This is a genomic window from Corynebacterium tuberculostearicum, assembly GCF_046097465.1.
Taxonomy (GTDB): domain Bacteria; phylum Actinomycetota; class Actinomycetes; order Mycobacteriales; family Mycobacteriaceae; genus Corynebacterium; species Corynebacterium tuberculostearicum_I.
Genome location: NZ_CP175799.1, coordinates 2382456 through 2408417 on the forward strand (window position 1 = coordinate 2382456; position 25962 = coordinate 2408417).

Here is a 25962-nt window from a genome sequence, read left to right on the forward strand (position 1 = left end):
CTAGTTAGGGAATAGGGACCTTGGCTGCCTACTTGGAGGAGCTGGAAGAACCGCCGTTCGGGGAGCAGGCATTAGCCACCAGACCCAGAGCCAGCACACCAGCAGCAGCCAGTGCAATGCCGCCGCCTACGCGGCCAGCCTCAGACTTCTTGAGCATCACATTGATCTGGTTAGCCTGGCGAGCCAGCGGGCCATTGTAAATGCCCAGCTGCTTCTGCAGCGCAGCATTCTGCGCACCCAGCTGACGGTTGATTCCATCAATCTGAGCAGAAACCTGCTTAACCAGCGGGGAGAAGCCCGGAATATTCATCTGGAATGCCAAACCAATCGGCAACAGGAACAGCAGCGGGATGCCCACACCAGCAGCAGCCGGAGCACAGCGCTTCCAATCAACATGGGAAGAACCAGAGGAGAGGCCCGGCAGAGCGGATCCGCCCGGTACGGTTGGAGCGTCCTGACCAGCGACAGTCACGGTTTCCTCGTTGCCATCCTGGTCCTTGACGGTGACCTTGTTGCCTTCCTGCAGGTCGACGCCCGGAGTTACGGACCACTTACCGTCCTTATCGGCGGTGATGGTCTTGGTGGTCTCCTTGCCGTCCTTATCCGTCACAGTGACGGAGACTTCGGTGCCCGGCTTAGCGGTACCGGTGATCTCCTTATCACCCTCGTTAACCGGGTCGATAGAAGGCTCAGTCGCCTCGGAGCCATCATCAGTCTTGGAACCAACAGTGGTGGTCTCCTCATTACCATCCTGATCAGTGACAACAACCTTGTCACCCTCCTTAACCGGCTCCTCCGGAGCAACAGTCCACTGACCATCATCACCGGCAGTGTCCTTGGACTCAGACTTCTTATTACCGTCCTCGTCCTCAACAGTGACAGTCACATCCGAGCCAGGCTTAGCCTCACCGGAAATATCCTTATCACCCTCGTTAACCGGGTCGATAGAAGGCTCAGTCGCCTCGGAGCCATCATCAGTCTTGGAACCAACAGTGGTGGTCTCCTCATTACCATCCTGATCAGTGACAACAACCTTGTCACCCTCCTGCACCGGCTCCTCCGGAGCAACAGTCCACTGACCATCATCACCGGCAGAATCCTTGGACTCAGACTTCTTATTACCGTCCTCGTCCTCAACAGTGACAGTCACATCCGAGCCAGGCTTAGCCTCACCAGAGATATCCTTATCACCCTCGTTAACCGGGTCGATAGAAGGCTCAGTCGCCTCGGAGCCATCATCAGTCTTGGAACCAACAGTGGTGGTCTCCTCATTGCCGTCCTGGTCAGTGACAACAACCTTGTCACCCTCCTTAACCGGCTCCTCCGGAGCAACAGTCCACTGACCATCATCACCGGCAGTGTCCTTGGACTCAGACTTCTTATTACCGTCCTCGTCCTCAACAGTGACAGTCACATCCGAGCCAGGCTTAGCCTCACCGGAAATATCCTTATCACCCTCGTTAACCGGGTCGATAGAAGGCTCAGTCGCCTCGGAGCCATCATCAGTCTTGGAACCAACAGTGGTGGTCTCCTCATTACCATCCTGATCAGTGACAACAACCTTGTCACCCTCCTTAACCGGCTCCTCCGGAGCAACAGTCCACTGACCATCATCACCGGCAGAATCCTTGGACTCAGACTTCTTATTACCGTCCTCGTCCTCAACAGTGACAGTCACATCCGAGCCAGGCTTAGCCTCACCAGAGATATCCTTATCACCCTCGTTAACCGGGTCGATAGAAGGCTCAGTCGCCTCGGAGCCATCATCAGTCTTGGAACCAACAGTGGTGGTCTCCTCATTGCCGTCCTGGTCAGTGACAACAACCTTGTCACCCTCCTTAACCGGCTCCTCCGGAGCAACAGTCCACTGACCATCATCACCGGCAGTGTCCTTGGACTCAGACTTCTTATTACCGTCCTCGTCCTCAACAGTGACAGTCACATCCGAGCCAGGCTTAGCCTCACCGGAAATATCCTTATCACCCTCGTTAACCGGGTCGATAGAAGGCTCAGTCGCCTCGGAGCCATCATCAGTCTTGGAACCAACAGTGGTGGTCTCCTCATTACCATCCTGATCAGTGACAACAACCTTGTCACCCTCCTTAACCGGCTCCTCCGGAGCAACAGTCCACTGACCATCATCACCGGCAGTGTCCTTGGACTCAGACTTCTTATTACCGTCCTCGTCCTCAACAGTGACAGTCACATCCGAGCCAGGCTTAGCCTCACCGGAAATATCCTTATCACCCTCGTTAACCGGGTCGATAGAAGGCTCAGTCGCCTCGGAGCCATCATCAGTCTTGGAACCAACAGTGGTGGTCTCCTCATTGCCGTCCTGGTCAGTGACAACAACCTTGTCACCCTCCTGCACCGGCTCCTCCGGAGCAACAGTCCACTTACCATCATCACCGGCAGAATCCTTGGACTCAGACTTCTTATTACCGTCCTCGTCCTCAACAGTGACAGTCACATCCGAGCCAGGCTTAGCCTCACCGGAAATATCCTTATCACCCTCGTTAACCGGGTCGATAGAAGGCTCGGTGGTCTCTTCGCCATTGTCCGTGCCCGGGAAGTCGTCCTTGTCCGTCGGGTTGGTGCCTGCCTTAACCTCATCACCATCGTTGACACCATCACCATCAGTGTCGGCCTCATTCGGGTTGGTACCAATCTCAACCTCGGTACGGTCAGTCAGACCATCCTCATCAGAGTCAGCCTTCGTCGGATCCGTTGGCTCATTGTTGTACTCACCGTTCTCGGAACCATCCAGCTCCTGCTTATCGGTCAGGCCGTCACCATCGGTATCCGCCTTGAGAGGATCAGTACCCTTTTCCTTCTCCTCACCGTCGGTTAGGCCATCACCATCGGAGTCAGCCTTCAGCGGATCGGTGCCATTCTCGACCTCGTCACCATCGTTAACGCCATCGTCATCGGAGTCAGCCTTGTTCGGGTCGGTACCGCGTTCCTTCTCTTCACTGTCGTTGAGGCCATCACCATCGGAGTCAGCCTTGTTCGGGTCAGTACCGTCAGCTTCCTCCTGCTCATCGGAGACACCATCACCATCAGAATCCTTGGCTGTGTCATCAGGGGTCTCGTCAGCAACGGTTGGGTTGGTGCCGGCCTTGACTTCGTCGCCATCATTGACGCCGTCGCCATCGGTATCCGCTTCATTCGGGTCGGTACCAATCTCAACCTCGGTACGGTCAGTCAGACCATCCTCATCAGCGTCAGCCTTCGTCGGATCCGTCGGCTCATTGTTGTACTTACCGTTCTCGGAACCATCCAGCTCCTGCTTATCGGTCAGACCATCAGCATCGGTATCAGCCTTGAGCGGATCAGTACCCTTCTCCTTCTCTTCACCGTCAGTCAGGCCATCACCATCAGAATCGGTGTTCTTCGGATCAGTACCGTCCTTGACCTCGTCACCATCATCGACGCCGTCGCCATCGGTATCCGCTTCGTTCGGGTCGGTACCGTGCTCCTTCTCCTGGCCGTCAGTCAGGCCATCGCCATCGGAGTCAGCCTTATTCGGATCAGTACCGTCCTCAGTCTCTTGCTCGTCGGAGACACCATCACCATCGGAATCCTTCTCAGAAGAAGATGGGTCAGTTGGATCGGTCGGGTCAGTTGGGGTGCCGCCGGAGTTCTCGGAGTTGTTGTCGTCCTTGCCCTTCTCGTGGCCGTCAACTGGAACCTCAGCCTTTACCGGTTCATCCAAAGAGGGATCCTCAACGGTCACGGTAATCGGACCATCGACACCTTCGCCCGGAGTAACAAGAATCTCGCCGGTTTCTGGATCAATCTTGGCCGGAACGCCCTTGCCATCTTCGTCCTTGGCAGTCACCGTGGTTTTACCAGTCGGGTTCTCCACCTTTACGCCGGTCGACTGCTCGTCGTCCGTCGGGTTAACGGTGCTTGGCTTGTCAGCTCCCTCGACGGAGACCTTTGGCTGCTCGGCACCATCTTCGTCCTTAGCGGTCGGGTTGGTGCCGGCGTTGACTTCGTCACCGTCGTTGGTGCCGTCACCGTCGGTATCCGCCACGTTCGGGTCGGTACCAATCTCAATCTCGGTGCGGTCGGTCAGGCCATCACCATCGGAATCCGCCTTAGTCGGATCCGTCGGCTTGTTGTCGTACTTAGTGTTCTTAGAACCGTCGAGCTCTTCCTTATCGCTCAGGCCGTCACCATCAGTGTCAGCCTTAGTCGGATCAGAGCCGAGCTCCTTTTCTTCACCGTCGTTCAGGCCGTCACCATCAGAATCGGCCTTAGTCGGATCAGAGCCGAGCTCCTTTTCTTCACCGTCGTTCAGGCCATCACCATCGGTATCAGCCTTCAGCGGGTCAGTGCCATCGGTGACCTCCTGGCCATCCTCGACACCATCGTCATCGGTATCAGCCTTCGTCGGATCGGTACCAAGCTCCTTCTCCTCACCGTCGCTCAGGCCATCACCATCGGAGTCAGCCTTATTCGGATCAGTACCATCAGCTTCCTCCTGCTCATCGGTAACACCATCGCCATCGGAATCCTTGGCAGGCTCTTCAGGAGTCTCATCCTTCACCGTCGGGTTCGTGCCAGCCTTGACCTCGTCACCGTCATTGACGCCGTCGTCATCGGTATCCGCCACGTTCGGGTCGGTACCAATCTCAATCTCGGTGCGGTCGGTCAGGCCATCACCATCGGAATCCGCCTTAGTCGGATCCGTCGGCTTGTTGTCGTACTTAGTGTTCTTAGAACCGTCGAGCTCTTCCTTATCACTCAGACCATCACCATCAGTGTCAGCCTTGAGCGGATCAGTACCCTTCTCCTTCTCTTCACCGTCTTTCAGGCCGTCACCATCGGAATCAGCGTTCTTCGGATCAGTACCATTCTTGACCTCGTCACCATCGTTAACGCCATCGTCATCGGTATCAGCCTTCGTCGGATCAGTACCAAGCTCCTTCTCCTCACCGTCGCTCAGGCCATCACCATCGGAGTCAGCCTTATTCGGATCAGTACCATCAGCTTCCTCCTGCTCATCGGTAACACCATCGCCATCGGAATCCTTGGCAGGCTCTTCAGGAGTCTCATCCTTCACCGTCGGGTTCGTGCCAGCCTTGACCTCGTCACCGTCATTGACGCCGTCGTCATCGGTATCCGCCACGTTCGGGTCGGTACCAATCTCAATCTCGGTGCGGTCGGTCAGGCCATCACCATCGGAATCCGCCTTAGTCGGATCCGTCGGCTTGTTGTCGTACTTAGTGTTCTTAGAACCGTCGAGCTCTTCCTTATCACTCAGACCATCACCATCAGTGTCAGCCTTGAGCGGATCAGTACCCTTCTCCTTCTCTTCACCGTCGTTCAGGCCGTCACCATCAGAATCGGCCTTAGTCGGATCAGAGCCAAGCTCCTTCTCCTCACCGTCGCTCAGGCCATCACCATCGGAGTCAGCCTTATTCGGATCAGTACCATCAGCTTCCTCCTGCTCATCGGTAACACCATCGCCATCGGAATCCTTGGCAGGCTCTTCAGGAGTCTCATCCTTCACCGTCGGGTTCGTGCCAGCCTTGACCTCGTCACCGTCATTGACGCCATCACCATCGGTATCAGCCTCATTCGGGTTGGTACCCTTTTCAGCCTCTTCCTTGTCAGTCAAACCGTCGTTGTCAGAGTCAGCGGTTGCATCCTTAACGACGAGCGGGAAGGTCTGGGTACCAGTGCTGTCGCCGTCGGTCACCTTAACGGTGACGTTGTATACAGCATTGCCGTCCTCAGTTACGAGGTCAGCGGCATCCTTGTCGTACTTCGGAGTACCGGTGATTTCGCCGGTTTTCGGATCGATGCTGATACCTTCGGGAGCATTTTGCAACTCATAAGTGGGATTGCTCAGCTCGGCGCCGTCGGCAGTCTTAGCCTGAACCTTGATCGGGGTGATGTCCTCATCACTCCAAGATTCCTGGCCCTTAATCTTGTCGACTACCAGGTCCTTCGGAGCTGGCTTCTCGTCGCCAGCTGGTACCTGAACCACGATGGTGTCGGTGTATTCCTTGCCATTAATGGTAGCGGTGACCGGCAGCTCGAAGGCCTTAGCTGGAGCACCAGGCTCTTGCTTTGGCACAGAAATGGAAGCAACACCCTTGTCATCGAAGGTGACCTCGGTGCCCTTAGGGGCATTGGAGGTATCGGCCTTAAACTCGGCGTCGGCAGGCAGCGTGTCCACAGCCTCGCCGTTCAGGGTGAGCGTCGGGGCAACCTTGGCGGTGGCGTTGTCACCATCGACGACAAGGTTCTCCAGCGCGGGGTAATCGACGCCGTAATTCTCCTCAGCATCCGGGGTCTCCGGATCGGTCGGGGTCGCGTCAGCCTTGGCTACGGTAGTGGTGGCTGGCTCGGACGGATTCTTGCCATCTTCGGTAGCAACGGCGGAAATTTCGTCGCCCTCGGCAAGCTCTTCATCGGCTGGAATATCAGCGGTGAAGGTGCCTGGGTTGTCTGGGTCCTCGGTAGCGGTAACTTCCGTGCCGGAGGGCAGGGTTACCTTAACTTCGCTACCCTCCGGGGCCTTAACCGTAACCTTCTTGTCATCGGCCTTTACCGTGTCAATGGTCGGAGCAGCGGTGGGTTCTGGAGCCTGATCGGTGACCTCGAATTCGCCGCCCTTGGTGCGCTCACCATTAGGAGATTCAGCAACCAGGGTGTACTTCGTGCCGTTTTCCAGCTCAAGCTTGCCGGACTGGAAGTCGCCCTTTTCGATTGCTGCGACGTCGTCAAGCGATGCAACGTCGATAGCGTCAGCAGCCTCATAGTTAAGGTTGCCGTCTTCGTCTTCCTTCAGCTTGTTAGTCGGCACAGCGACAATCTTGACCGGCGCTGCTTCCGCATTCGTGACATCAAGAAGCGGGATGTCCTTGCCCTGCGAGTCTTTGTCCTGTTCGCGCTTGATAGTGCCGGAGAAAGACTCTGCATCGGGGCTCACCGTACTTGCTGCCGGCTTTGGGGCAGCGGGCTTGAAGGACTTGGGATCAAGCGGATCCGTCTTGTCGGTCAGGATCTCCACATCATCGCGTACGCCGTCGCCATCGGTATCGGCTTTCGACGAGTCGGTACCAAGTTCACGTTCGTAGTCGTTAGTGAGCCCATCCCCATCGGAATCCGCAATGTTGAGGAAGTCGGACTTGAGCGTGTTCTTCAGCCGGGTAGGCTCAGCACCGCCGTCTTGCTTGTCGTCGTTCGGCGCAAGCTTAGGCCACTTGTCCGTAAAGTCCACCGAAATCCAGGACGTGGTGTCGATGCGCTTGCCGTACGGGGAATTGGCGAGGTTTTCAGCCCCCTCCTCAAGCTGGTACTCGATGGTAAAGCTGCCGGTGGCGTTAGCTGCGATTCCCACGATGCTGTCCATATTGACCCACACTTGGTCCTTGGTCTTTGCGTCAATGTCGGCCCCGTGTGGGATGTAGGACAGTTCGGGGCGAGTTGCGGTAGTCGCGAACCCTGTCTCCTTGTCGAAGTCCATCTTCCACTTCTTCGCACCCTTAACTGGATTGCCTTCCATATCAGACTTGTAGACCGTGACGTCGGTGATGTGCTTCGCTACATCAGGGCTGATGTACTCGTTAAGAATCCAGTTCCAGTAGCTGTTGCCACCAAAGTTCCTACCTGCCATCGTGGCGGTGGTAGTGGACTTGATGGAGCCCTTCTCTTGGTCATACTTCAGCTGCTTGGAGATACCGTTGTGGTACACATCCTTGCCGGTGCCCTCGAAGGTGTTTGAAGGAACTCCGTCTACTTGTGCAAGCTGATTCTTGCCAACGATGTTGACATGCTGAACAGAGTTATTGAAGATTCGACCATCCTTGCGAACCCAGTAGTAGTCAACCTGCGAACCCTCTGCCGGAAGGCCAAGATCCTCAATCTTCTTGCCATCCTTCAAGAAGATCTGAATATAGGACGCATACGGAACCCACCCGGCACCGGGGAAGTTTTTAGTGTCTTTGAACTTCAGTCCCCACTCAGAGCCCTTCGGATCACGCTTGGTAAATGAACCCTGATGGTCACCATTCACACCCACCAGCTCAATGCGGGCAATCTGGGAGTATAGGGCCTCATCACGAAATCGGATGTACTGGCCGTTCGCATCCGTATCCCCCTCCGGAGCCTTACCGGCATTCCAAACCGCGTTCCTCAGATGCGGAACCTTGAATACGTACTGCGGGTTGTTTTGCTGCGCATCGGTGAACTCGGGGACAAGGCCGGCATAGAGAAGGCCGTCCTCCTCACCGTTGTCATTGATTCGCCCGGAATCCGCCGGAACATAGTTGCCATTGGCGTCGGTGACATCAGCCGCAGCGGCTACTGCCGCATGCTGCGGCGCAACAACGGGGTGAACAAACGGGGCCACAAGAGCCACAGAGAGAGCGGCCGCGGCAACAGTCGTGCCACGGCGGCGTACGGCCGTGCGCATAATGTGCTTCTTGTTCATACCAAGAAGTCCTTTCCTTAAAACACAAAGACATAGAGCCGCCCAAGGTAGGGAGGCGGCTTTACAAGAGGATGTCCCGCTTCCTTCCTCCGAGAAGCGGTAAGCAATCGAAAGCCTCACCAAGCGATGCAAGAGGTTAGAAAGACTCTACTGATTAGCTCACCTGTGATAGTAGCGGTTTGAAGAAATTATGGTAACCGTACTGTTCGCTGAACGTTGCATAAAAATGTGCACTGCTAACATGGGTGAGATTTTGACGTCGACAAGCTGCATAAAGCATGTTTACGCCGTCATCATTTTGGACAATATGAATTATTTCACTCTCGGGGAGAACCAAACCAAAAGGTCACTCGCAATTAAAAACGCAGGTCAATGCAACTTTTTATATTTATTCCATTCCTACATAATTCTCAGCACGGGCTTATGTAGACACATCTTCGGAGCCAATGGTCTCCCATAAGAAAACCGCCATCTTTTCTTCGCATCACAGAGAGTTGACAGAAAAGTGACGGCATAAAGCTGAGAGCCCCGCACCGCAGCACAATCGCTACGTGGCGGGGCTCTAAGACCGAAAAGAAAGCTCTGGCTTTACTGATCCTCCATCACATCATGGCGAATGATGGTCTGGTCGCGGCCCGGACCAACACCGATATAGGAAATGCGGCAGCCAGACAGCTCTTCCAAGCGAAGGACGTAATCCTGTGCCTTCTGCGGCAGCTCCTCGAAGGTGGAGCAGCCGGTGATGTCCTCATCCCAGGCCGGCATGGTCTCGAAGATGGGCTCGGCGTGGTGGAATTCGGACTGGGTAAGCGGCAGCTCGTCGTAGCGCTTGCCGTCGACGTCATAAGCCACGCAGATCGGAATCTCGCCGATGCCGGTAAGAACGTCCAGCTTGGTCAAGAAGTAATCGGTAAAGCCGTTAACGCGGGTGGCATAGCGCGCAACAACGGAGTCATACCAACCACAACGGCGCTTGCGGCCGGTGTTCACACCAATCTCGCCGCCGGTGGTCTGCAGGTACTCGCCCCACTTATCAAAGAGCTCGGTGGGGAACGGGCCGGCACCCACGCGGGTGGTGTAGGCCTTGATAATGCCCAGCGAGGTCTTGATGCGGGTCGGACCAATGCCGGAACCCACGGAAGCACCACCGGCGGTCGGATTAGACGAAGTCACGAACGGGTAGGTGCCGTGGTCCACGTCGAGCATGGTGGCCTGGCCGCCCTCCATGAGCACGTGCTTGCCAGCTTCGAGGGCTTGGTTGAGCTCCAGCTCGGCGTCGATAACCATGGGGCGCAGGCGGTCGCGGTAGCTCAGGAAGTACTCCACAATCTGGTCGGCCTCGATGGCCTTGCGGTTGTACATCTTCACCAGCATCTGGTTCTTGATATCCAGCGCGGATTCCACCTTCTGGCGCAGGATGGATTCATCAAAGATGTCCTGCACGCGGATGCCAATGCGCGCCACCTTATCGGCGTAGGTCGGGCCAATGCCGCGGCCGGTGGTGCCGATAGCGCGCTTGCCCAGGAAGCGCTCCTGCACGCGGTCCAGGGTCTGGTGATACGGCGCCACCAGGTGCGCATTGGCGGAAATCTTTAGGCGCGAGGCGTGCGCGCCGCGGGCCTCAAGGCCGTCAATTTCATCAAAGAGCGCCTCAAGGTTGATCACTACGCCATTGCCCAGCACCGGGGTAGCGTTCTCGGACAAAATGCCGGCCGGCAGGAGCTTCAGCTCGTACTTTTCGCCGCCTACCACGACGGTATGGCCGGCGTTATTGCCGCCGTTCGGCTTGACCACGTAGTCAACCTTGCCGCCGAGGATGTCGGTCGCTTTGCCCTTGCCTTCGTCGCCCCACTGGGCGCCGACAATGACGATCGCTGCCATTGTTTAGTCACTTCCTCATTATTGAAGCCAAAATACTCTCCAACTTTACACTTTCCCGGCGCAAAAAGCCCGCGTAGCATTGTCCGCATGCGTTTTTTGTTCCTCCGCTGCGGCGCCCCGGGTGTGGCCATGCCTGCCGACGCCCACGACCTCTCCCCCATCCCTACCCGCAAAGAGCTCTCGCTTATCGACGCCTTCCTCAACCCCCTCCTTCCCACCGACCCCACTCCCTCGCTCGATGACATCGCGGCGCAACCCGACGTCCGCCACCTCGGCGCCCCCGCACCCGCCCCACAGGCCCCACACCTAGTAGAGCCCGCCCGGATCGTCGTCGCCGGCTCTGACGCCGCCCTCTCGGCCGTGCTCACCCGCCTCATGCGCTCCGACCGCCTCTGGGCCGAGGTCGCTTTCATCCCCGTCCCCTCGTCCGCAGCCTCCACCCCTTCAACCACCGCGCCGGCCGCCGCCACTCCGTCCACCGCATCCGCGGCCGTCACGTCCGTGGCCGCGCAGAACTGGGGCCTTCCCGCCTCCCCGGCCGAGACCCTCGACTTCGCCCGCACCGCCCCGGTCCGCCCCGCGCCGCTCATCCGCAATGATTCCGGCCTCGCCGTCGCGGGCTCCGCCACCATCTCAGACGCCTCCAATGGCTCATTCACCGGCGAAGTCATCATCGACGACCACAACCTAGCCGCCACTTCCCCCAAAACCTTCGGCGCACGCCTCGTCCCGATGACCGATGCCCCCGGCATCCTCGCCGCCCGCGCCACCTCCCCCGTCGAGTCGCAGGGCCGCCTGCGCTCGCTCCTGCGCAAGCCCGGCCAGCTCGACCCCGAATCCGTGCGCACCGGCCGCGCTGTCCAGGCCGGCGGCCCACAGCTGCGCGTCATCGTCGATTCCGTCCCCCACAAGCGCCCGGTGACCCGCGTGACGTTCTACCGCCACCTGCGCGACCTCCAGAATCGTCCGCCCTTAACCCCGCGCGACGTCACTCAACGCGCGCGACGTCCTTGCCTCCGCGCGACGACGTTAGTCGTCGCGCCCCCACACCTCCGGCGGGTAGGCCGGGTGCTGCGAGGTCGGCACCAAATGCGCCACGGCCGACTCGCGCGACAACCCACACACCATCAGCATGTCCACCACGAGGGAGCGCGTCTGGCCCAGAATCATATAGGCCGACAGCGTGCCTTCCCTGTCGATGATGTCCAGCCCGGCGCGCCCGCCCACGATGCGCAGGCGCTGCACAAGGTCCGGAATCTCAATCGCTTCGTCATGCCCGTGCTTTTTGCCCCGTCCGTAAAGCTCACTTACAGCGAGCATGATTTCAGAAAGCTCATCGAGCAACTCCACCTGCTCGTCCGAAACCTTGTCGCGGTCCTCCGTCAGGCCCAGCGCCTGGCGAGAGAGCACGCGCACACCGCGGACCGCGTTATCCACCGGCAACAGGATGCGCTCCAGCGAGCGGATGTTGCGCCGCGAGGCCCACAACAGCGGCGAGACCTCCGAGGCCTCCCTACCCGATTGCGCCGCGCTTAGCAGGGTATTGACGCTATTTTGCGTACCGCGCACCGCCTCGCGTGCGTCGCGGATGACGGCGGGGTCTTGGCGGCGGATTCCATAAGTGACGTCGGCAAGAATGCTTGAGGCAACCTTAAGCACCTTCGAGACCTCGCGCCGCGCCTCCACCAACGGGGAATTGGGAATCAGCGCGATGGTTATCAGGCCAATGCCCGAGCCAATCATTGCGTCAATCGCGCGGTGCAGGCCGCCCGGGCCCTCTGTAGGCGGGAAAATCGTGGCAATCAAAATCGCGCCAAAGACAATCTGGTTGGTCACCAGCGGCGACTTGGTCAAAAACGAGCCCACCACCAGGCCCGCGCCCACAATGAAGAAAATCTGAAACGGCCCCTGCCCCACAATCTGGAAGAGCAGGTCGCCCACGGCCACGCCAATGATGCCGCCAATCGACATCTCCAGCGCCTTTTTCATCCTGTCCCCACCGGACATCCCCAGAATGATGACCGCAGAAATCGGCGCAAAGAATGGCTGCGGATGCCCCACCACATCGCCGGCCACCCAGTACGCGAGCGCCGCACCAATGGTCGCCTGGACGATGTAGACAAACCGCGAGCGGATGCGGTTTACCCGCGAGAGCACCGAGCGGTCAATCACCCGCAGCTTTTGCCGCGTTGAGACTCTTTCCTTCGCTTCCGACATGCTCTCCAGCATAGAAGACCGCCCCTACCACCGCCGCCGTCCCCGCGCATCTCGGCCGCCGGCCGGCTTGTGGATAGCTCTTGCCGACGCCCCCTTTCCCCCCACCTATCCACAATTTCGCCCTTCCCGGCCGCTAACCGCTTGTTCGGCCCTCGCGTGCCTTTTAGCTTCGGCCGTGTGAACACCGATTTTCTCTTGCTATGCCGCCGCGGCGTCGACCTTGTCGCCGAATTTCAGGACTGCTCCGAAGACTCACTCCTCGAGGCTGGAGCCAGCCCTCTTCTGGCTGCCCAGCTCGCCCGCCTGCAACACGTCTACTTCGGCCGCACATCCAATAGCCGCAAGCAACGCCTCGCGCGCGACGCCGCCCGCAGCCGCGCCCACGACCTCGCCACACTCGATAGCATCGAGTCCTATACCCGCCGCGTGCGCGATACCAACCGCGCCTGGGACCTGCGCCTAGAGCTCTGTCGCACCGAGGCCCGCCTCATCCCTTCTGTGGCCAAGAAGCTCCTCAAGCAGCTCAATCCGCCCCGTCGTCCCGAACCCGGCGTGCGCTATACCCGCCGATTCTGACGGCCCCCACACCATCTCCATTACGGCCGATCCCACCGATATCGCCGATATCAAGGGCGTGCTTTCCTCCGTCAATAAGGACGATCCCCTCGCCGCCGCCAAGAAGGTCCTCCTCGAGGGCAACCCCGGCGCGCTGCCGGCCGTGCACACCAACGTCATCCTCACCTTGGACCAGCTCGACCGCATCGTCGCCGCGCCTGCCGACGCCTCCGATATCACCCTCCAGCTCACCAACGGCGCCCGCATGACCGGCGCGCAGCTCGTCGCCCGCGCCTTAGCCCAGCGCGGCTACGTCAGCCTGGTCCACCCGGAGCACGGCCCGGTGAACCTGTACCGAACCGAGCGCATGGCCACATGGAAACAGCGCATGCTCGCCGCGGCCGAGCATCCCGTGTGCGCGTGGCCAGGCTGTAATACGCCCGCCGACGATGCCCAAGTCCACCACCTCACCGCCTGGTCCGCCGGCGGGCCCACCAACCAAGAAAATCTGGTCACCTTGTGCGCGCATCACAACGCCGTCAACCAGGATGACCCCTCGCGGCCCACGGAACGCGGCCGCGTGGTGCGCATCGATGGCCGCGTCGCCTGGATACCACCGTGGAGTAACACCCCACGCTTCGTCCCCAGCCCCGCTAGGCCGCCCAGCCCCGATCACAACCCCAGCCACGGCTCGAACCACAACCCCTAGCTACGCCGACCGATCACCGGGTCCCCGCTCGGAACCGCCACGACCGAGAGTACGAAAAAGCCGCCTCCCACGCGGGGAAGCGGCTCGTTCGGCATGCCTATATGCGAGGCTGCCTCAACTTAGAACATGGTGGCCAAGTTACTTAGAGATGGACTTGCCCACGGAGTGAAGGTCCTGGCAGGACTCGATGACGCGCTCGGACATGCCCTGCTCTGCCTTCTTCAGGTAAGAGCGTGGGTCATAAACCTTCTTGTTGCCAACCTCGCCGTCAATCTTGAAGACGCCATCGTAATTCGTCATCATGTGGCGAGCGATCGGGTTGGTGAAGGCGTACTGGGTATCGGTGTCCACGTTCATCTTGATGACGCCGTAGCGAAGTGCCTCTTCGATCTTTTCCTTCTCGGAGCCGGAGCCACCGTGGAAGACGAAGTCGAAGGCGTGCTCGTCCTCACCCAGGCCGAGCTTCTTTTGTGCAACCTTCTGGCCCTCGAGCAGGACCTCTGGGCGCAGCTTCACGTTGCCTGGCTTGTAAACGCCGTGAACGTTGCCGAAGGTTGCGGCCAGCAGGTAGCGGCCCTTCTCGCCGGTGCCTAGGGCATCAATGGTCTTTTCAAAGTCCTCAGGGGAGGTGTAGAGGTTAGCGCCCGCCTTTGCCTGGACGCCGTCCTCTTCGCCGCCGACGACGCCGATTTCGGCCTCAAGGATGACGTGCGCGTTCTTAGCCTTTTCCAGCAGCTCCTGTGCGATGACCAGGTTCTCGTCGATGGGAATAGCGGAGCCGTCCCACATGTGGGACTGGAACAGCGGGTTCTCGCCGCGGTCCACGCGCTCCTGGGAGATAGCCAGCAGCGGACGGACGTACTCATCGAGTACTTCCTTCTGGCAGTGGTCGGTGTGCAGCGCAATATTCACGCCGTAGTGCTTGGCGGCCTCGTGAGCGAATGCGGCCAGTGCCTGAGCACCCTTGACCTTGTCCTTCAGTGCCAGGCCGGAACCGAAAGCGGCACCACCGGTGGAGAACTGGATGATGCCGTCGGACTCGGCCTCAGCAAAGCCCTTCAGAGCTGCGTTAATGGTCTCAGATGAGGTGCAGTTGATAGCTGGGAACGCGAAGCCGTTCTTCTTCGCGGTATCCAGCATCTCGTTATAGACCTCAGGGGTTGCAATTGGCATGAGTTTCCATCCTTAAAATGTGGGTTTGTGGTCAAACACGTTCCAACAGCCAAGTATGCCCGTTTCACGGAAATTCTGCCGCAAAAACCGTGTGACATTTTCAACCCGGTCATTTCCGGGACCAATCCACTCCGACAAGTGTGGGCTATTTAGCCAAATATCGCGCCACGCGGGCGCAGGCCTCCATCAGCATCCAGCCGGAAAGCTGCACGGACAAATCGCGCTCATCTACGCGAATGATGCCGACCTTCTCGCTCATGGTGCGCCGGCCGAAGCCGTAGTTATGCGGCAGGCGCGCATCGGACAACCAGTCGGATCCGAAAATCGGCAGGCCGTCGACCTCGAGGCGGTGCTCCCACACCGACTCGGCCGAGGCCACCACCATGCGCGCAGCCAGCTTCTTCGTCGCACGGTTGGCGGGGGAATCGCCGGGCAGGCGCACGGCGACGTCGGCAAGATAGCGCATCAAAATGCCCTTAAACAGGCCACCGTCACCATCGCCGGTCTCCCAGTCCACTACGCCGGAAGGCGTAGCCATGCCCGAAGCCACGGTCTGCACCAAGCCCCGGATGCGGATGATGTAATCCATCATCTCGGAAGCCATCTCGGCCTCTTGCACGCTGTCGATCTGTTCCAAATCGCCCACGCCGGCCTTTTCCCGCAGCGCCAGCACGATTTCCAAGCAGGCACCCAGCACCACACCTTGGCAGTAGGGGTGGATGTTCTTTACCACCTCAGGGCCGTCCATGCGCATGCGGACGCCGTCCATGATGTAGCCGTCGTCGTCAAGCAGGTGGTCATAGATCCAGTCAACGATGTGGCGTGCTTCCTCAATGCGCCCCATGCGCGCGAGCATGATGGCGCCCGGGCCGTTGGAGGGCACGTTCATGAAATTCTCGCCCAGGCGCCACGGCAGCACGCCCAGCGTTTCATCGAGGCCTTCGTGGATATTGCGCTGCAGGGCCGCGAGGCGCTTGGGTGTCTTTGCCTTCTTCAGGCTCTCCACACGGCCGAAGGCCAGCGCGAGCCAGGCTTTGTCGTCGTAGTACTTATTCTTGGTCAGCTGCGCGAGGTTGCGAATGCGAATGCCGCGCAAGGTGTCATAGATGCGGTGGCGGCGCACTTTGGTGTTATTGCGCAGCGCCGCATCGACGAGGCAGTCCAGGTAGTGGGCCTGCCACCAGTAGTGCCAGTGGACAAAGAGCTTTTCCTTCGTGGTGGGCGGCCAGCTGACCACGGCAAGATTGGTGCGCGGCAGGCCCCATACGGAGTGCGCGTGGCGCTCATTGATGGCGGCCTCTGCGAGTTCGGCGCGGTGGGCCCACTTTTCTTCCACGGTTCCTCAATCACTCCAGTCGCACGGGTAGATATAGCTAGTGTAACGATCTTCCTACCAGGAGTTGGCCAGATCGGCGTGCTGGCGGATCCAGGCGTGCATGGCGATGCCGGCCGCAACCCCCGCGTTGATGGAGCGGGTGGAGCCAAATTGGGCGATGGAGCAGGTCATCACCGCGGCGTCCTGGGCCGCTTGCGTCACGCCGGGGCCTTCCTGGCCGAAGAGCAGCAGGCTGCGCTCCGGCAGCTCGGCCGTTTCCAGGGGCACGCAACCGGGGGTGTTGTCGATGGCAACGACGGTAAGGCCCTCCTCGGCCGCCCACGCAATAAGCTTTTCGACGCTCTCGTGGTGCATCAAGTGCTGGTACCTATCCGTGACCATTGCCCCGCGGCGATTCCACCGCCGCCGGCCGACGATATGCACGGTATCGACGGCGAAGGCGTTGGCGGTGCGCACGACGGTGCCGATATTGGCGTCGTTTTCGAAGTTCTCGATGGCGATATGCAGGCTATGCCGGCGCTTATCGATGTCCTCTTTGATCGCCTCCCTGCTCCAGTAGCGGTAGGCATCGACGACGTTGCGACGGTCGCCTTCGGCAAGCAGCTCAGGATCGTATTTCTCGGCCTCCGGCCCTTGCGGCAGCGGACCTTCCCAGGGGCCTACGCCATGGCGGCCCTCGTTCCACTCGGTCGGTCCCTTGGCCTGGTCGGCCGCGCTGTCTGCGTTAGGCGAGGTCAAGGTCGCCCAGGCCCAGCAGGGAGCGGTACTCGAGGCCTTCTGCGGCGATGACGTCGCCGGCACCGGTCTCGCGGTCCACAACGGTCGCCACGCCCACGACCTCGGCGCCGGCCTCGCGCAGCGCGGCCACGGCGGTAAGCGGGGAGTTACCGGTAGTGGTGGTGTCTTCTACGACAAGAACCTTCTTGCCTTCTACGTCTGCGCCCTCGATGCGGCGCTGCATGCCGTGCTTCTTGGCTTCTTTGCGCACGACGAAGGCGTCGATATCGCGGCCGTCGGCATGCATGATGGAGGTAGCAACCGGGTCGGCGCCGAGAGTCAGGCCACCGACGGCCGCGAAATCCCAATCTGCGGTCAGCTCGCGCAGCAGGGCGCCGATGAGGCGGGAGGCTTCGTGATGCAAGGTAGCGCGGCGGAGATCCACGTAGTAGTCAGCTTCCTTGCCCGAGGACAGGGTCACCTTGCCGTGGACGACGGCCAGTTCCTTAACCAGCTCAGCGAGGCGGGCCTTCTTCTCGGCGTCCAGGTTTTGGGCGTGCGCGTTCTGGGCGTTGGTGGTGTGAGAATCCACAGTCATCTGCTCCTTGTCGTGGTTCGTGGGCGGCGACCGGCCGCCAGTATCGGACTCTAGGCTACTCTCCCCGGCGCGGGTCCGATTCCTCGGCCGCGGACTCGCTCGCCGGGTTGAGGTCGACTGGGTTGGGATCGGCAGCGTCAGCCTCGGCCGGGTTGTGATCGGCCGCGCGGGGGCCGTCGGTGGTGGAGTCGGCGGAGGGGCTGTCGAAGATGGAGGCGGCGCGGAACTGCTGGCGCGGCAGGCGTGCGGTGTGGGAATCGGGTGTGGGGCGCTCGCGGCCATCGGCAATGGCGTCTACTTCGTCGCCGCCGAGGGTGCTGTGCTCGACCGGGCCGCGGGTTTCAGAGTAGGCCCGAGACGGCATCTGCAACGGCTCTTCCGGCCGTTGGATAACGGGGCGCTCAAATTCGGGTGCGCCTGCGGCCGGCGCGCCGCCGACAGCCTCGACGATGGGCTGGGCGGGAATCTCGCGGGCTGGGTCCAATTCCTCGAGGCGCACCACATGGGTGGCCGAGGAACGCGGGGGCAGGACACGGGCGGCGTCGGCAAGCAGGGCAAGAGGTGGAAGCATCGCGTCCCATTCCGCGGAGCGCGCCTGCTTCGTGGTCTGTGCCAGCACCCACTCCGTTTCCAGCCATAGTGCGGTAACGGCCTCGGGCATTTGCTGCAGAGCAACGTGGACGCGCTCATCCACCATGCGCTCGGTCACGGCGCTATCCGAGGAATACACATCGAAACCCTCGATGGTCATGGCCAACAGCAGGTCCTCGGAAGCCTTCGCGTCGGCGCGGTCGAAGCGGCGGAAGTCCACCACCATGTCGGAGGCCGCTCCGGTGCGCATAGCCATCACGTTGACGCCATCGATGTCCATCAACAGCATCTCGTGGCCGTACACGTTGCCGGCGACAATGTCTTTGGGAGCCGCGCCCGTGGAGGCCACTCCCCTGGTCCATTCGTCTACGAGGTAAGGGTCGGCCTTCATGAATTCAAATCCCTTGGCTTCCGCCCAATTGCGGCGCTCGCGGCGCATAGTTCCTGGCAGGATTGGCCGGTGGCGTGCGTGTGGCTTGGAAGGCGCGGAGTGTTCGCTCGCGGTCTCGGGGGTCGGTTCGCGCTCGGGAGCCGGCTCGGGTTCGTCGGTTGACTCAGGTTCTTGCTGGGGCGGGGTCTCGGGCGCGGGCTTGGGTGTGGGTTCCGGCGTGGGTTCTGGTGTGGGCGCGGAAACTGAAGCTGGGGTGGCCGGGCCAGCGGCAGGGGCGCGCTCGGGGGCGACGCTCGAGGCCGAATCGGCAGGCTCGGCCGGGGAAGCGTTTTCGGGTGCGGCGTCGGAGGATGCAGAATCCGTCGGAGTGGGGTCCGTCGGAGTGGCGTCTGCGGGGGCGAGATCCGCGGAGCTGGGGTCCTCGGAGCTGGGATCCGCGGAGCTGGGGTCCTCGGAGCTGGGATCCGCGTCGGCGGAGGGTGTAGGGGTGGAGGTGCGCTGTTTGCCGTCGTAAAGCAGCAGGGCACCGCCAGCAATGCCGAGAAGAACCGCGAGAGCAAGGATTAGAAAAGCCATCACCCCACGATAGTAGTAGGAAGGAGCAAGCCCTCAGCGCTCGGCGCGCGGACGCGGGAGGCTGAGGGCGAAGGCGAGGGGCGGGCTGGGGCGATTAGCCGTTGACGGTGAAGCGGTCGCCGCGCTCGACGGGGTTGTGGGGGTTGGCGGACCACTGGGACCAGCCGCCGACATAGTGGCGCAGGCCAGTGAAGCCGGCGTCTTCCATGGCGGCAAGGGCGAGGGCGGAGTGGTTGCCAGAGCCGGAGTAGATGATGGCGCCTTGGACATTGTCGGGGGTGAGGCCGGCGTCGAAAAGCACTTCGCGGATCTCGCCCGCGGACTTCCAGGTGCGCAGGCCATCGTTGTGGAACAGGCGCTCCGGCACGTTGACGGCGCCGGGGATGTGGCCGGCCTTGAGGTCGAGGTTCTCACGGCGGCCGGCGAAGCGGTTGCGGGTGCGGGTATCGATGAGCAGGCCATCGTGATTGCGCACGTCATCGATGGTGGCCACGGGCATTTGGCCGGGGTTGACCTCGGCGGTGGCACCGACAGCGAAGTTGCCAGGGCCGGTCAGCGTGGTATAGCCCAGGTGGCGCCAATTGGCCAAGCCGCCGTCGAGGATGCGGACGTTGTCCAGACCAGCCCAGCGCAAGGTCCACCACGCGCGGCCAGCGAAAAGGCCACGGCCCTCGTCATAGACCACGACGGGACGGTCCTCGCGGATTCCCCACTGGCGGAAGTGCTCCTGCAACTTATCCGGATCCGGCAGCGGGTTGCGGCCTACTTGGGAACCGGGCAGGCCGGCGAAGGAATTGGCGGTATCGCTAAACAGTGCCGTCGGGATGTGCAGGGAGGTAAATTCGTTGTAGCTCTGGCGCAGCTGCGGCTGCCAGTGGGTGGCCAAGAGGGTGAAACGCTCGCCGTGATAAATGGATTCGCGGAGTTCTTGTGGGGAGACCAAAATGCTCATGCCCCCGAGTCTAGGGGCATGAGCAGGATTTGGCGCGGCGGGCGCTGCGCGGCCGACTAGCGCGCGGCGATGTCTAGTTCGGCGCCGCCATCGGCGACGTCCACGTGAACGGTGTCGCCATCAACGATATCGCCGGCCAGTAGCTTCTTGGCGAGCTTGTCACCAATGGCCTGCTGGATGGTGCGGCGCAACGGGCGGGCGCCATAGGCCGGGTCGTAGCCGCGCTCGGCCAGCCAGGACTTGGCGGAATCCGAGACCTGCAGGGTCAGGCGGCGGGCGTCGAGGCGCTCGGACAGGCCGCGCAGTTGGATGTCGACGATTCCGCGCAGGAGATCCTCCGAAAGGGGCTCGAACATAACCACATCATCGAGGCGGTTGATGAATTCGGGCTTGAAGGCCTTCTTCACCGCGTCCATGGTCTCCTCGCGGGTGCCGCCGGCGCCCAGGTTGGAGGTCAGGATGATGACGGTATTGCGGAAGTCGACGGTGCGTCCTTGGCCGTCGGTAAGCCGGCCTTCATCCAGGACCTGCAGGAGGACGTCGAAGACGTCGGGGTGGGCCTTTTCTACCTCGTCGAAAAGCACGAGCGTGTAAGGGCGGCGGCGCACGGCCTCGGTGAGCTGGCCGCCGGCCTCGTGGCCGACGTATCCCGGAGGGGCACCGACGAGGCGGGAAACGGAGTGCTTCTCGCCGTACTCGGACATATCGATGCGCACCATGGCGGATTCATCGTCGAAGAGGAAGTCCGCCAAGGCCTTCGCGAGCTCGGTCTTGCCCACACCGGTGGGGCCGAGGAAGAGGAAGGAACCGGTCGGGCGGTTGGGGTCGGCCACGCCCGCGCGGGAGCGGCGAACGGCGTCCGAAACCGCGGTGACGGCTTCCTTCTGGCCGACCACGCGGTTGCCCAGCACGGATTCCATGTTGAGCAGCTTCTCGGTCTCGCCCTGCAACATCTTGCCGGCCGGGATGCCGGTCCAGGCGGAAACGACCTCCGCGATGGTGTCCGGGCTTACCTCCTCATCGAGCATCGTATTGCGCTGCTCGGCGGCCTTGACCTCCGCGGCCGCGAGATCCTTTTCCAGCGGTGGAATCTTGCCGTAGTTGATCTCAGAGGCCAGTGCGAGGTCGCCGTCACGCTCGGCAATTTCGGCTTGGCGGCGCAGGTCATCGAGTTCTTCCTTGATGTTTTGGACATCGTCGATGGCCTTCTTCTCGTTGGCCCAGCGGGCCTTGAGCTCGCCAAGCTTCTCGCGCTGGTCCGCGAGCTCGCCTTGCAGGGTGGCCAGGCGATCCTGGGAGGCCGCGTCAGATTCCTTCTTCAACGCCAGCTCTTCGATCTCCATGCGGCGAACGATGCGCTCGAGTTCGTCGATCTCCTGCGGCGAGGAGTCGATCTCCATGCGCAGGCGGGAGCCTGCTTCATCGACGAGGTCGATGGCCTTATCCGGCAGGAAGCGGTTGGTGATGTAGCGGTTGGATAGCTCGGCGGCCGAGACCAGCGCGGAGTCCATGATGCGCACGCCGTGGTGGACCTCGTAGCGCTCCTTCAGGCCACGCAGGATGCCAATGGTGTCTTCCACGGAAGGCTCGGCAGCGTAGACCTGCTGGAAGCGGCGCTCGAGGGCGGCGTCCTTTTCGATGTACTTGCGGTACTCGTCCAAGGTGGTAGCGCCAACCAAGCGCAGCTCGCCGCGGGCCAGCATGGGCTTAATCATGTTGCCGGCGTCCATGGAGCCGTCGCCAGTTGCGCCGGCGCCGACGATGGTGTGCAGCTCATCGATGAAGGTGATGATCTCGCCCTCGGAGGACTTAATCTCATCGAGCACGGCCTTGAGGCGTTCCTCGAATTCGCCGCGGTACTTCGCGCCGGCGACCATGGAGCCCAAATCCAGGCTGATGAGGGTCTTTCCCTTGAGGGACTCGGGGACGTCGCCAGCCACGATGCGGCGGGCCAGGCCCTCCACGATGGCGGTTTTGCCCACGCCGGGTTCGCCAATGAGCACTGGGTTATTCTTCGTGCGGCGGCTAAGCACCTGGACCACGCGGCGGATTTCTTGATCACGGCCGATGACCGGGTCGATCTTGCCCTCGCGGGCGCGCGCGGTGAGGTCCGTGGCGTACTTTTCTAGGGCCTGGAACTGGTCCTCTGGGTTCTCGGAGGTCACCTTGGCAGCGCCGCGCACGGAGGGGAAGGCACCCTTGATGGCGTCATAAGTAGCACCACGGCCGGTAAGTAGCTCGGCGGCGTCGGTCTTAGAGCCGGCAATCGCGGCGAGGAGGACCTCGGTGGAGACGAATTCATCGCCCAGCTCCCCGGCCAACTCCTGCGATTTAGTCAGGACGTTGAGGCCATCGCGGTTAAATTGCGGGTTGGCCATATTGGCACCCTCGGCCTTGGGATAAGAATCAACGAGCTCGCGGGCTTCCTTGAGCACGGTATCCGGGTCTACGCCGGTGGCCTTAAGAACTGGGGCGGCAATGCCACCTTCTTGGCTAAGAATGGCCGCCAGCAGATGGGCCGGGCGGATATCCGGGTTGCCATTAGAGGAGGCGGTTTGCAGGGCGTCCTGCAAGGCCTCTTGAGTTTTAGTGGTGGGGTTAAATGAGTTCATGTGTGCGTTGCTCCTTCTAAGATTTATTCACCCACTGTAGGGCTTCACTTAGCACAACGCACCCAGAGTTGAGCCTATTCCACTCAACCTAAACATTTTTGAGCGTAGGCCGCTCAACTTTGCACAGGGGTCTTAAACCTGCTTGAACTCCTCATCTTCGTGCCCCAGAATCTGCAGACTATGGGCGATGGCGAAGAAGGACACGGTCACTACCTGGACAAAAAGCGCCCACTTGAGATCTTCATTGAAGCTCTTGAAATCGCCAATGCTGCACAGGTGTGCAATGCCGTTGGCACCGGCCCACACGGCCAGCGTGCTGATATAGACCAGCTGGTCGGTGGGGGTAATGCCCATTTCGATGACGAACTTGCGCAACAGGTCCATCATGATGGCGAAGTTTTTAGTCATGCCCTCGTGCGAGCTGCCATCACCATTGTGCGGAACGATGGAACCGCTGGCCAGCGCGATAATGGAGCTGAAACGCTCTGGGTACATCATCGCGTAATTAAAATAGGCAGCCGCAACAATCTGCAGTTGGTCTACAGTGGGGGTGTCCTCCGGAAGCGCGGCGAGACAATCCTCGAAGACCTGAGCCATCTCCATGGTCGTAAGGGTTTCGGCCGCCTCGCGCAACGCGAAGTCATTGTCCACGATGGTGGCCAGGAAATCCTTGGAAGTTCCGAGCCTGTCGGCCACGTGATCAAAGAAGCGGCGGTCAACACCGCGGCGGCCGGCGACGCGCAAGGAAGCCTCGATGACGACCCGCTTGGCCTCCTCCGGATCCATCTGCTCGAGGTTTTCCGGAGCTACGAAAGGCTTTTCGCGCTCGCTGCCCATGACCCCTTCTACGATGGCACGGGCATCGTTCATGATGGGGCGACGCTGTGGGATCTGCTTATTCTTAAACCAATATTGCAGGGCATCGACTACGAGCCGATCGACCTGCTTGAGGTTGGCCGCGCGAATAACGGCATGTTGCAGGCGCAGGATACCTACCACGCTCAAGTGGCCCATGCCATGGATGACCGACCAACACGCCAAGGTAATGCGGCCGATTTGCAGGGGAGAGATGTCTCCGTCGTGGGCCACGACGGCACCTTGCTCTTCGGCAAAGCGCTTGACGACGTCCAGCGCCATGTCCGCACCCGGAGTCCCCGACTTTTCCCCCTTGGCGAATTGGCAAACGTGCTCCTCATCGAGGGCATCGTATTGCTCAAAAAGGTAGTGATAGATGGCGGGCTCGTCTTGTGCGTAGGCAAAATAAGCCTCTGCCAGCTGCATGAGAACATCGCCGCCGGAATTATCCTCCGGCAGGTGGCGCGCCGCTTCCACCATGTATTCAGACATGCGACGATCCAAGAAGGCGGGGATTTCCGCGAGCATGTCAGCACCGGTGGCGAATTCCTCAGCCACCGCCTGTGGCGAGAGACCAGCCTGGTCCGCCACAGATTCCACAGTAACGGCCTGCTCGCCTGCGCAGCCCGCTACATAAACAGCGGCTTCCAGGATGATCACCCGCCTGGAAGCCCCATCCAACTGGTACATCTAGTTCCTCATCAAGACAAAGATTGACACCCGCCGATTCTAACAAAATTTAAGGTACAGGGATAGTCACAATCGAATGTTCTTTTCGAGAAAACCATTTTTCACCGATGTTAACGGTGGTAGTGCGGCCGATAGGCAAAGGTCACGGCCGCTTACATTTCCATCACGCCCCACCGGCGAATTATTTTCTTAACTTTAGTGCGGCCAATCTCATAGTTTTTTAAGGTTGACGGAGAGGGGGGCGTCGGCAAGCGCGGCTATGCCTGCTTCTGCCCTACATGGCCGATGCCCTCTTGGAAGATAGTGCCGCGCGGCGGCATAAGGCGCATGGATTTGAAGGCAATGTAGACGCCGATGGAAATGGCCAGGGAAATGGCACCAAAGAGGCCGGTGAATCCGTACATGACGGCCATGGGCGCGATGATGGTCCACGAGATTTCGAAGGGACCGAAACCGATGTAGGCCATGCCGTATTCGGACAGCGTGCCGGACTTGAGCTTAGGATCCACAATCTTGAGGATGGCGATGCCGGTTGCCACGGTGGCGGTGGCCCAGCCCCAGCCAAAGATGCCGCGCTCAATCCAGCGCTCACCAAAGAACTCGGCTGGGAACCACAGCAAGAAGAACACACAGAAGATGGTGCCCAGGACGAAGAGCAGGAGAAGTGCCTGCCAATAAGAGGCAATAGCGGCCGGAACGATGGCGGCCACGCCGAAGGCAATGAGGTAGTCCGTGGCTGCTCCGGAGATGGAGGAAATGGAGTCCTTATCCAGGTAGTCCTCGGCGCCAACGAAGTTCATAAGCGCGCGGAAGATTAGGCCCACCACCATGGACATGGCAAAGAGCGGCACGGAGACATTCTCCCAGATGCTGCTCAAACCCTGGTTGATGCCGTAGGCAGTCATTACGGTCAGGATGATGAAGCCGAAGTGCAGTGCGAGCGGCTCGATGGACGAGGGATTGGTGGTAGCGCGGCCGAGCGACGGACGATCATCAATGTTTTTGATGTAGCCGCGGCGCAGCTCTTCCGGCAGTTCCTTGGGCACGTGGGAAACCTTGCCCTTGCGGATGCCCCAGTTGCCGGCGATAACGCCGCCAATGATTGCGGCCAGCGTGCCGACGGTCGCCGAGGTAAAGCCCAGCGAGGAGGCGGCATCGGCGCCCACGCCCTCGAGCGCACCACCCACGGCCGCGGCGGTACCGAAGCCGCCGGTAAAGCCAACGGGCAGCATCATGCCGAACCAATTTGGGGTATCAAATAGCGGCGCAAAGAGAAAAAGACCCAGCACGATAAATAGGCCCCACTGGCCGGTGAACATCATGGTGGAATAGCCCCACATATTGCGCGCGCCCTTGCCCATGTTGCCGCCCACTTCCATGGAGTAGGCCATAGACGCAAAGACCACCGCGATGAGGATGGAGGTGTAGTCACCCAAATTATCGGAGAAGTTGATCCAGCCCAGCACGTTTGGACCTACCAGTAGGCCGATAAGGCCGGCGGTGATCGGGGCAGGTAGCAGCAGGTCCTGGAAGATGAACTTCACCTGGTGGCGCAGGACGTTGCCGATGACCATGAGCAAAGAAATCCAGCCCACATCCAGCATGAGCGTATAAGCGGAAAAATCTTCCATGGGGACCCTTTCTAGCTGTGCAATTA

Annotated in this window: 14 protein-coding genes and 1 pseudogene; 3 read left to right on the plus strand and 12 right to left on the minus strand. The window is 60.5% G+C overall.

Annotated elements, in window-relative coordinates:
* Positions 1-28: 28 nt before the first annotated feature.
* Both ACKFRX_RS11225 and ACKFRX_RS11230 read right to left on the minus strand, forming a co-directional pair.
* Positions 29-8452 carry an Ig-like domain-containing protein gene (locus ACKFRX_RS11225; RefSeq protein ID WP_408927875.1) on the minus strand — a complete coding sequence of 2808 codons (8424 nt, stop codon included), beginning with the start codon at positions 8450-8452 and terminating at the stop codon, positions 29-31.
* A 588-nt stretch (positions 8453-9040) separates the two neighbouring features.
* On the minus strand, positions 9041-10333 hold the full coding sequence (locus ACKFRX_RS11230) for an adenylosuccinate synthase (RefSeq protein WP_408927876.1): 1293 nt from the start codon (positions 10331-10333) through the stop codon (positions 9041-9043).
* Positions 10334-10420: 87 nt separating this feature from the next.
* Between ACKFRX_RS11230 and ACKFRX_RS11235 the strand changes: the two are divergent.
* Positions 10421-11293: pseudogene (locus ACKFRX_RS11235) on the plus strand (hypothetical protein); the annotation flags it as partial.
* A gap of 69 nt (positions 11294-11362) precedes the next feature.
* Here the strand turns inward: ACKFRX_RS11235 and ACKFRX_RS11240 are convergent.
* Positions 11363-12562 carry an FUSC family protein gene (locus tag ACKFRX_RS11240; protein WP_408927877.1) on the minus strand — a complete coding sequence of 400 codons (1200 nt, stop codon included), beginning with the start codon at positions 12560-12562 and terminating at the stop codon, positions 11363-11365.
* Between the two features lie 165 nt (positions 12563-12727).
* Between ACKFRX_RS11240 and ACKFRX_RS11245 the strand changes: the two genes are divergently transcribed.
* Positions 12728-13126 (plus strand): hypothetical protein, encoded by a 399-nt coding sequence (locus ACKFRX_RS11245; RefSeq protein ID WP_408927878.1) that lies wholly within the window; start codon positions 12728-12730, stop codon positions 13124-13126.
* Positions 13127-13184: 58 nt separating this feature from the next.
* A complete protein-coding gene (locus tag ACKFRX_RS11250; RefSeq protein ID WP_408927879.1) occupies positions 13185-13814 on the plus strand; it encodes an HNH endonuclease signature motif containing protein in 630 nt (209 codons plus the stop codon).
* A 138-nt stretch (positions 13815-13952) separates the two neighbouring features.
* Here ACKFRX_RS11250 and fbaA read toward each other — a convergent pair whose 3' ends face one another.
* The 9 genes from fbaA to ACKFRX_RS11295 form a co-directional block, all read right to left on the minus strand.
* Positions 13953-14987 carry a class II fructose-bisphosphate aldolase gene (gene fbaA, locus ACKFRX_RS11255; RefSeq protein ID WP_408927880.1) on the minus strand — a complete coding sequence of 345 codons (1035 nt, stop codon included), beginning with the start codon at positions 14985-14987 and terminating at the stop codon, positions 13953-13955.
* A 145-nt stretch (positions 14988-15132) separates the two neighbouring features.
* A complete protein-coding gene (locus tag ACKFRX_RS11260) occupies positions 15133-16323 on the minus strand; it encodes a glycoside hydrolase family 76 protein (protein ID WP_408927881.1) in 1191 nt (396 codons plus the stop codon).
* 54 nt (positions 16324-16377) lie between these two features.
* Positions 16378-17061 carry a TrmH family RNA methyltransferase gene (locus ACKFRX_RS11265; protein ID WP_408927882.1) on the minus strand — a complete coding sequence of 228 codons (684 nt, stop codon included), beginning with the start codon at positions 17059-17061 and terminating at the stop codon, positions 16378-16380.
* The gene (pyrE, locus tag ACKFRX_RS11270) at positions 17048-17638 is read right to left on the minus strand and encodes an orotate phosphoribosyltransferase (RefSeq protein ID WP_049377135.1); all 591 of its coding nucleotides are present in this window, start codon (positions 17636-17638) and stop codon (positions 17048-17050) included. The genes ACKFRX_RS11265 and pyrE overlap by 14 nt, the downstream gene beginning before the upstream one ends.
* A 55-nt stretch (positions 17639-17693) precedes the next feature.
* On the minus strand, positions 17694-19196 hold the full coding sequence (locus tag ACKFRX_RS11275) for a hypothetical protein (RefSeq protein ID WP_408927883.1): 1503 nt from the start codon (positions 19194-19196) through the stop codon (positions 17694-17696).
* A gap of 94 nt (positions 19197-19290) precedes the next feature.
* Positions 19291-20148 carry a sulfurtransferase gene (locus tag ACKFRX_RS11280; RefSeq protein ID WP_049379001.1) on the minus strand — a complete coding sequence of 286 codons (858 nt, stop codon included), beginning with the start codon at positions 20146-20148 and terminating at the stop codon, positions 19291-19293.
* A 56-nt stretch (positions 20149-20204) separates the two neighbouring features.
* A complete protein-coding gene (clpB, locus tag ACKFRX_RS11285) occupies positions 20205-22760 on the minus strand; it encodes an ATP-dependent chaperone ClpB (RefSeq protein WP_005329335.1) in 2556 nt (851 codons plus the stop codon).
* A gap of 132 nt (positions 22761-22892) precedes the next feature.
* The gene (locus ACKFRX_RS11290) at positions 22893-24275 is read right to left on the minus strand and encodes a TetR/AcrR family transcriptional regulator (protein WP_408927884.1); all 1383 of its coding nucleotides are present in this window, start codon (positions 24273-24275) and stop codon (positions 22893-22895) included.
* 287 nt (positions 24276-24562) lie between these two features.
* On the minus strand, positions 24563-25936 hold the full coding sequence (locus ACKFRX_RS11295) for a sodium/glutamate symporter (protein ID WP_408924361.1): 1374 nt from the start codon (positions 25934-25936) through the stop codon (positions 24563-24565).
* Between the last annotated feature and the right edge of the window lie 26 nt (positions 25937-25962).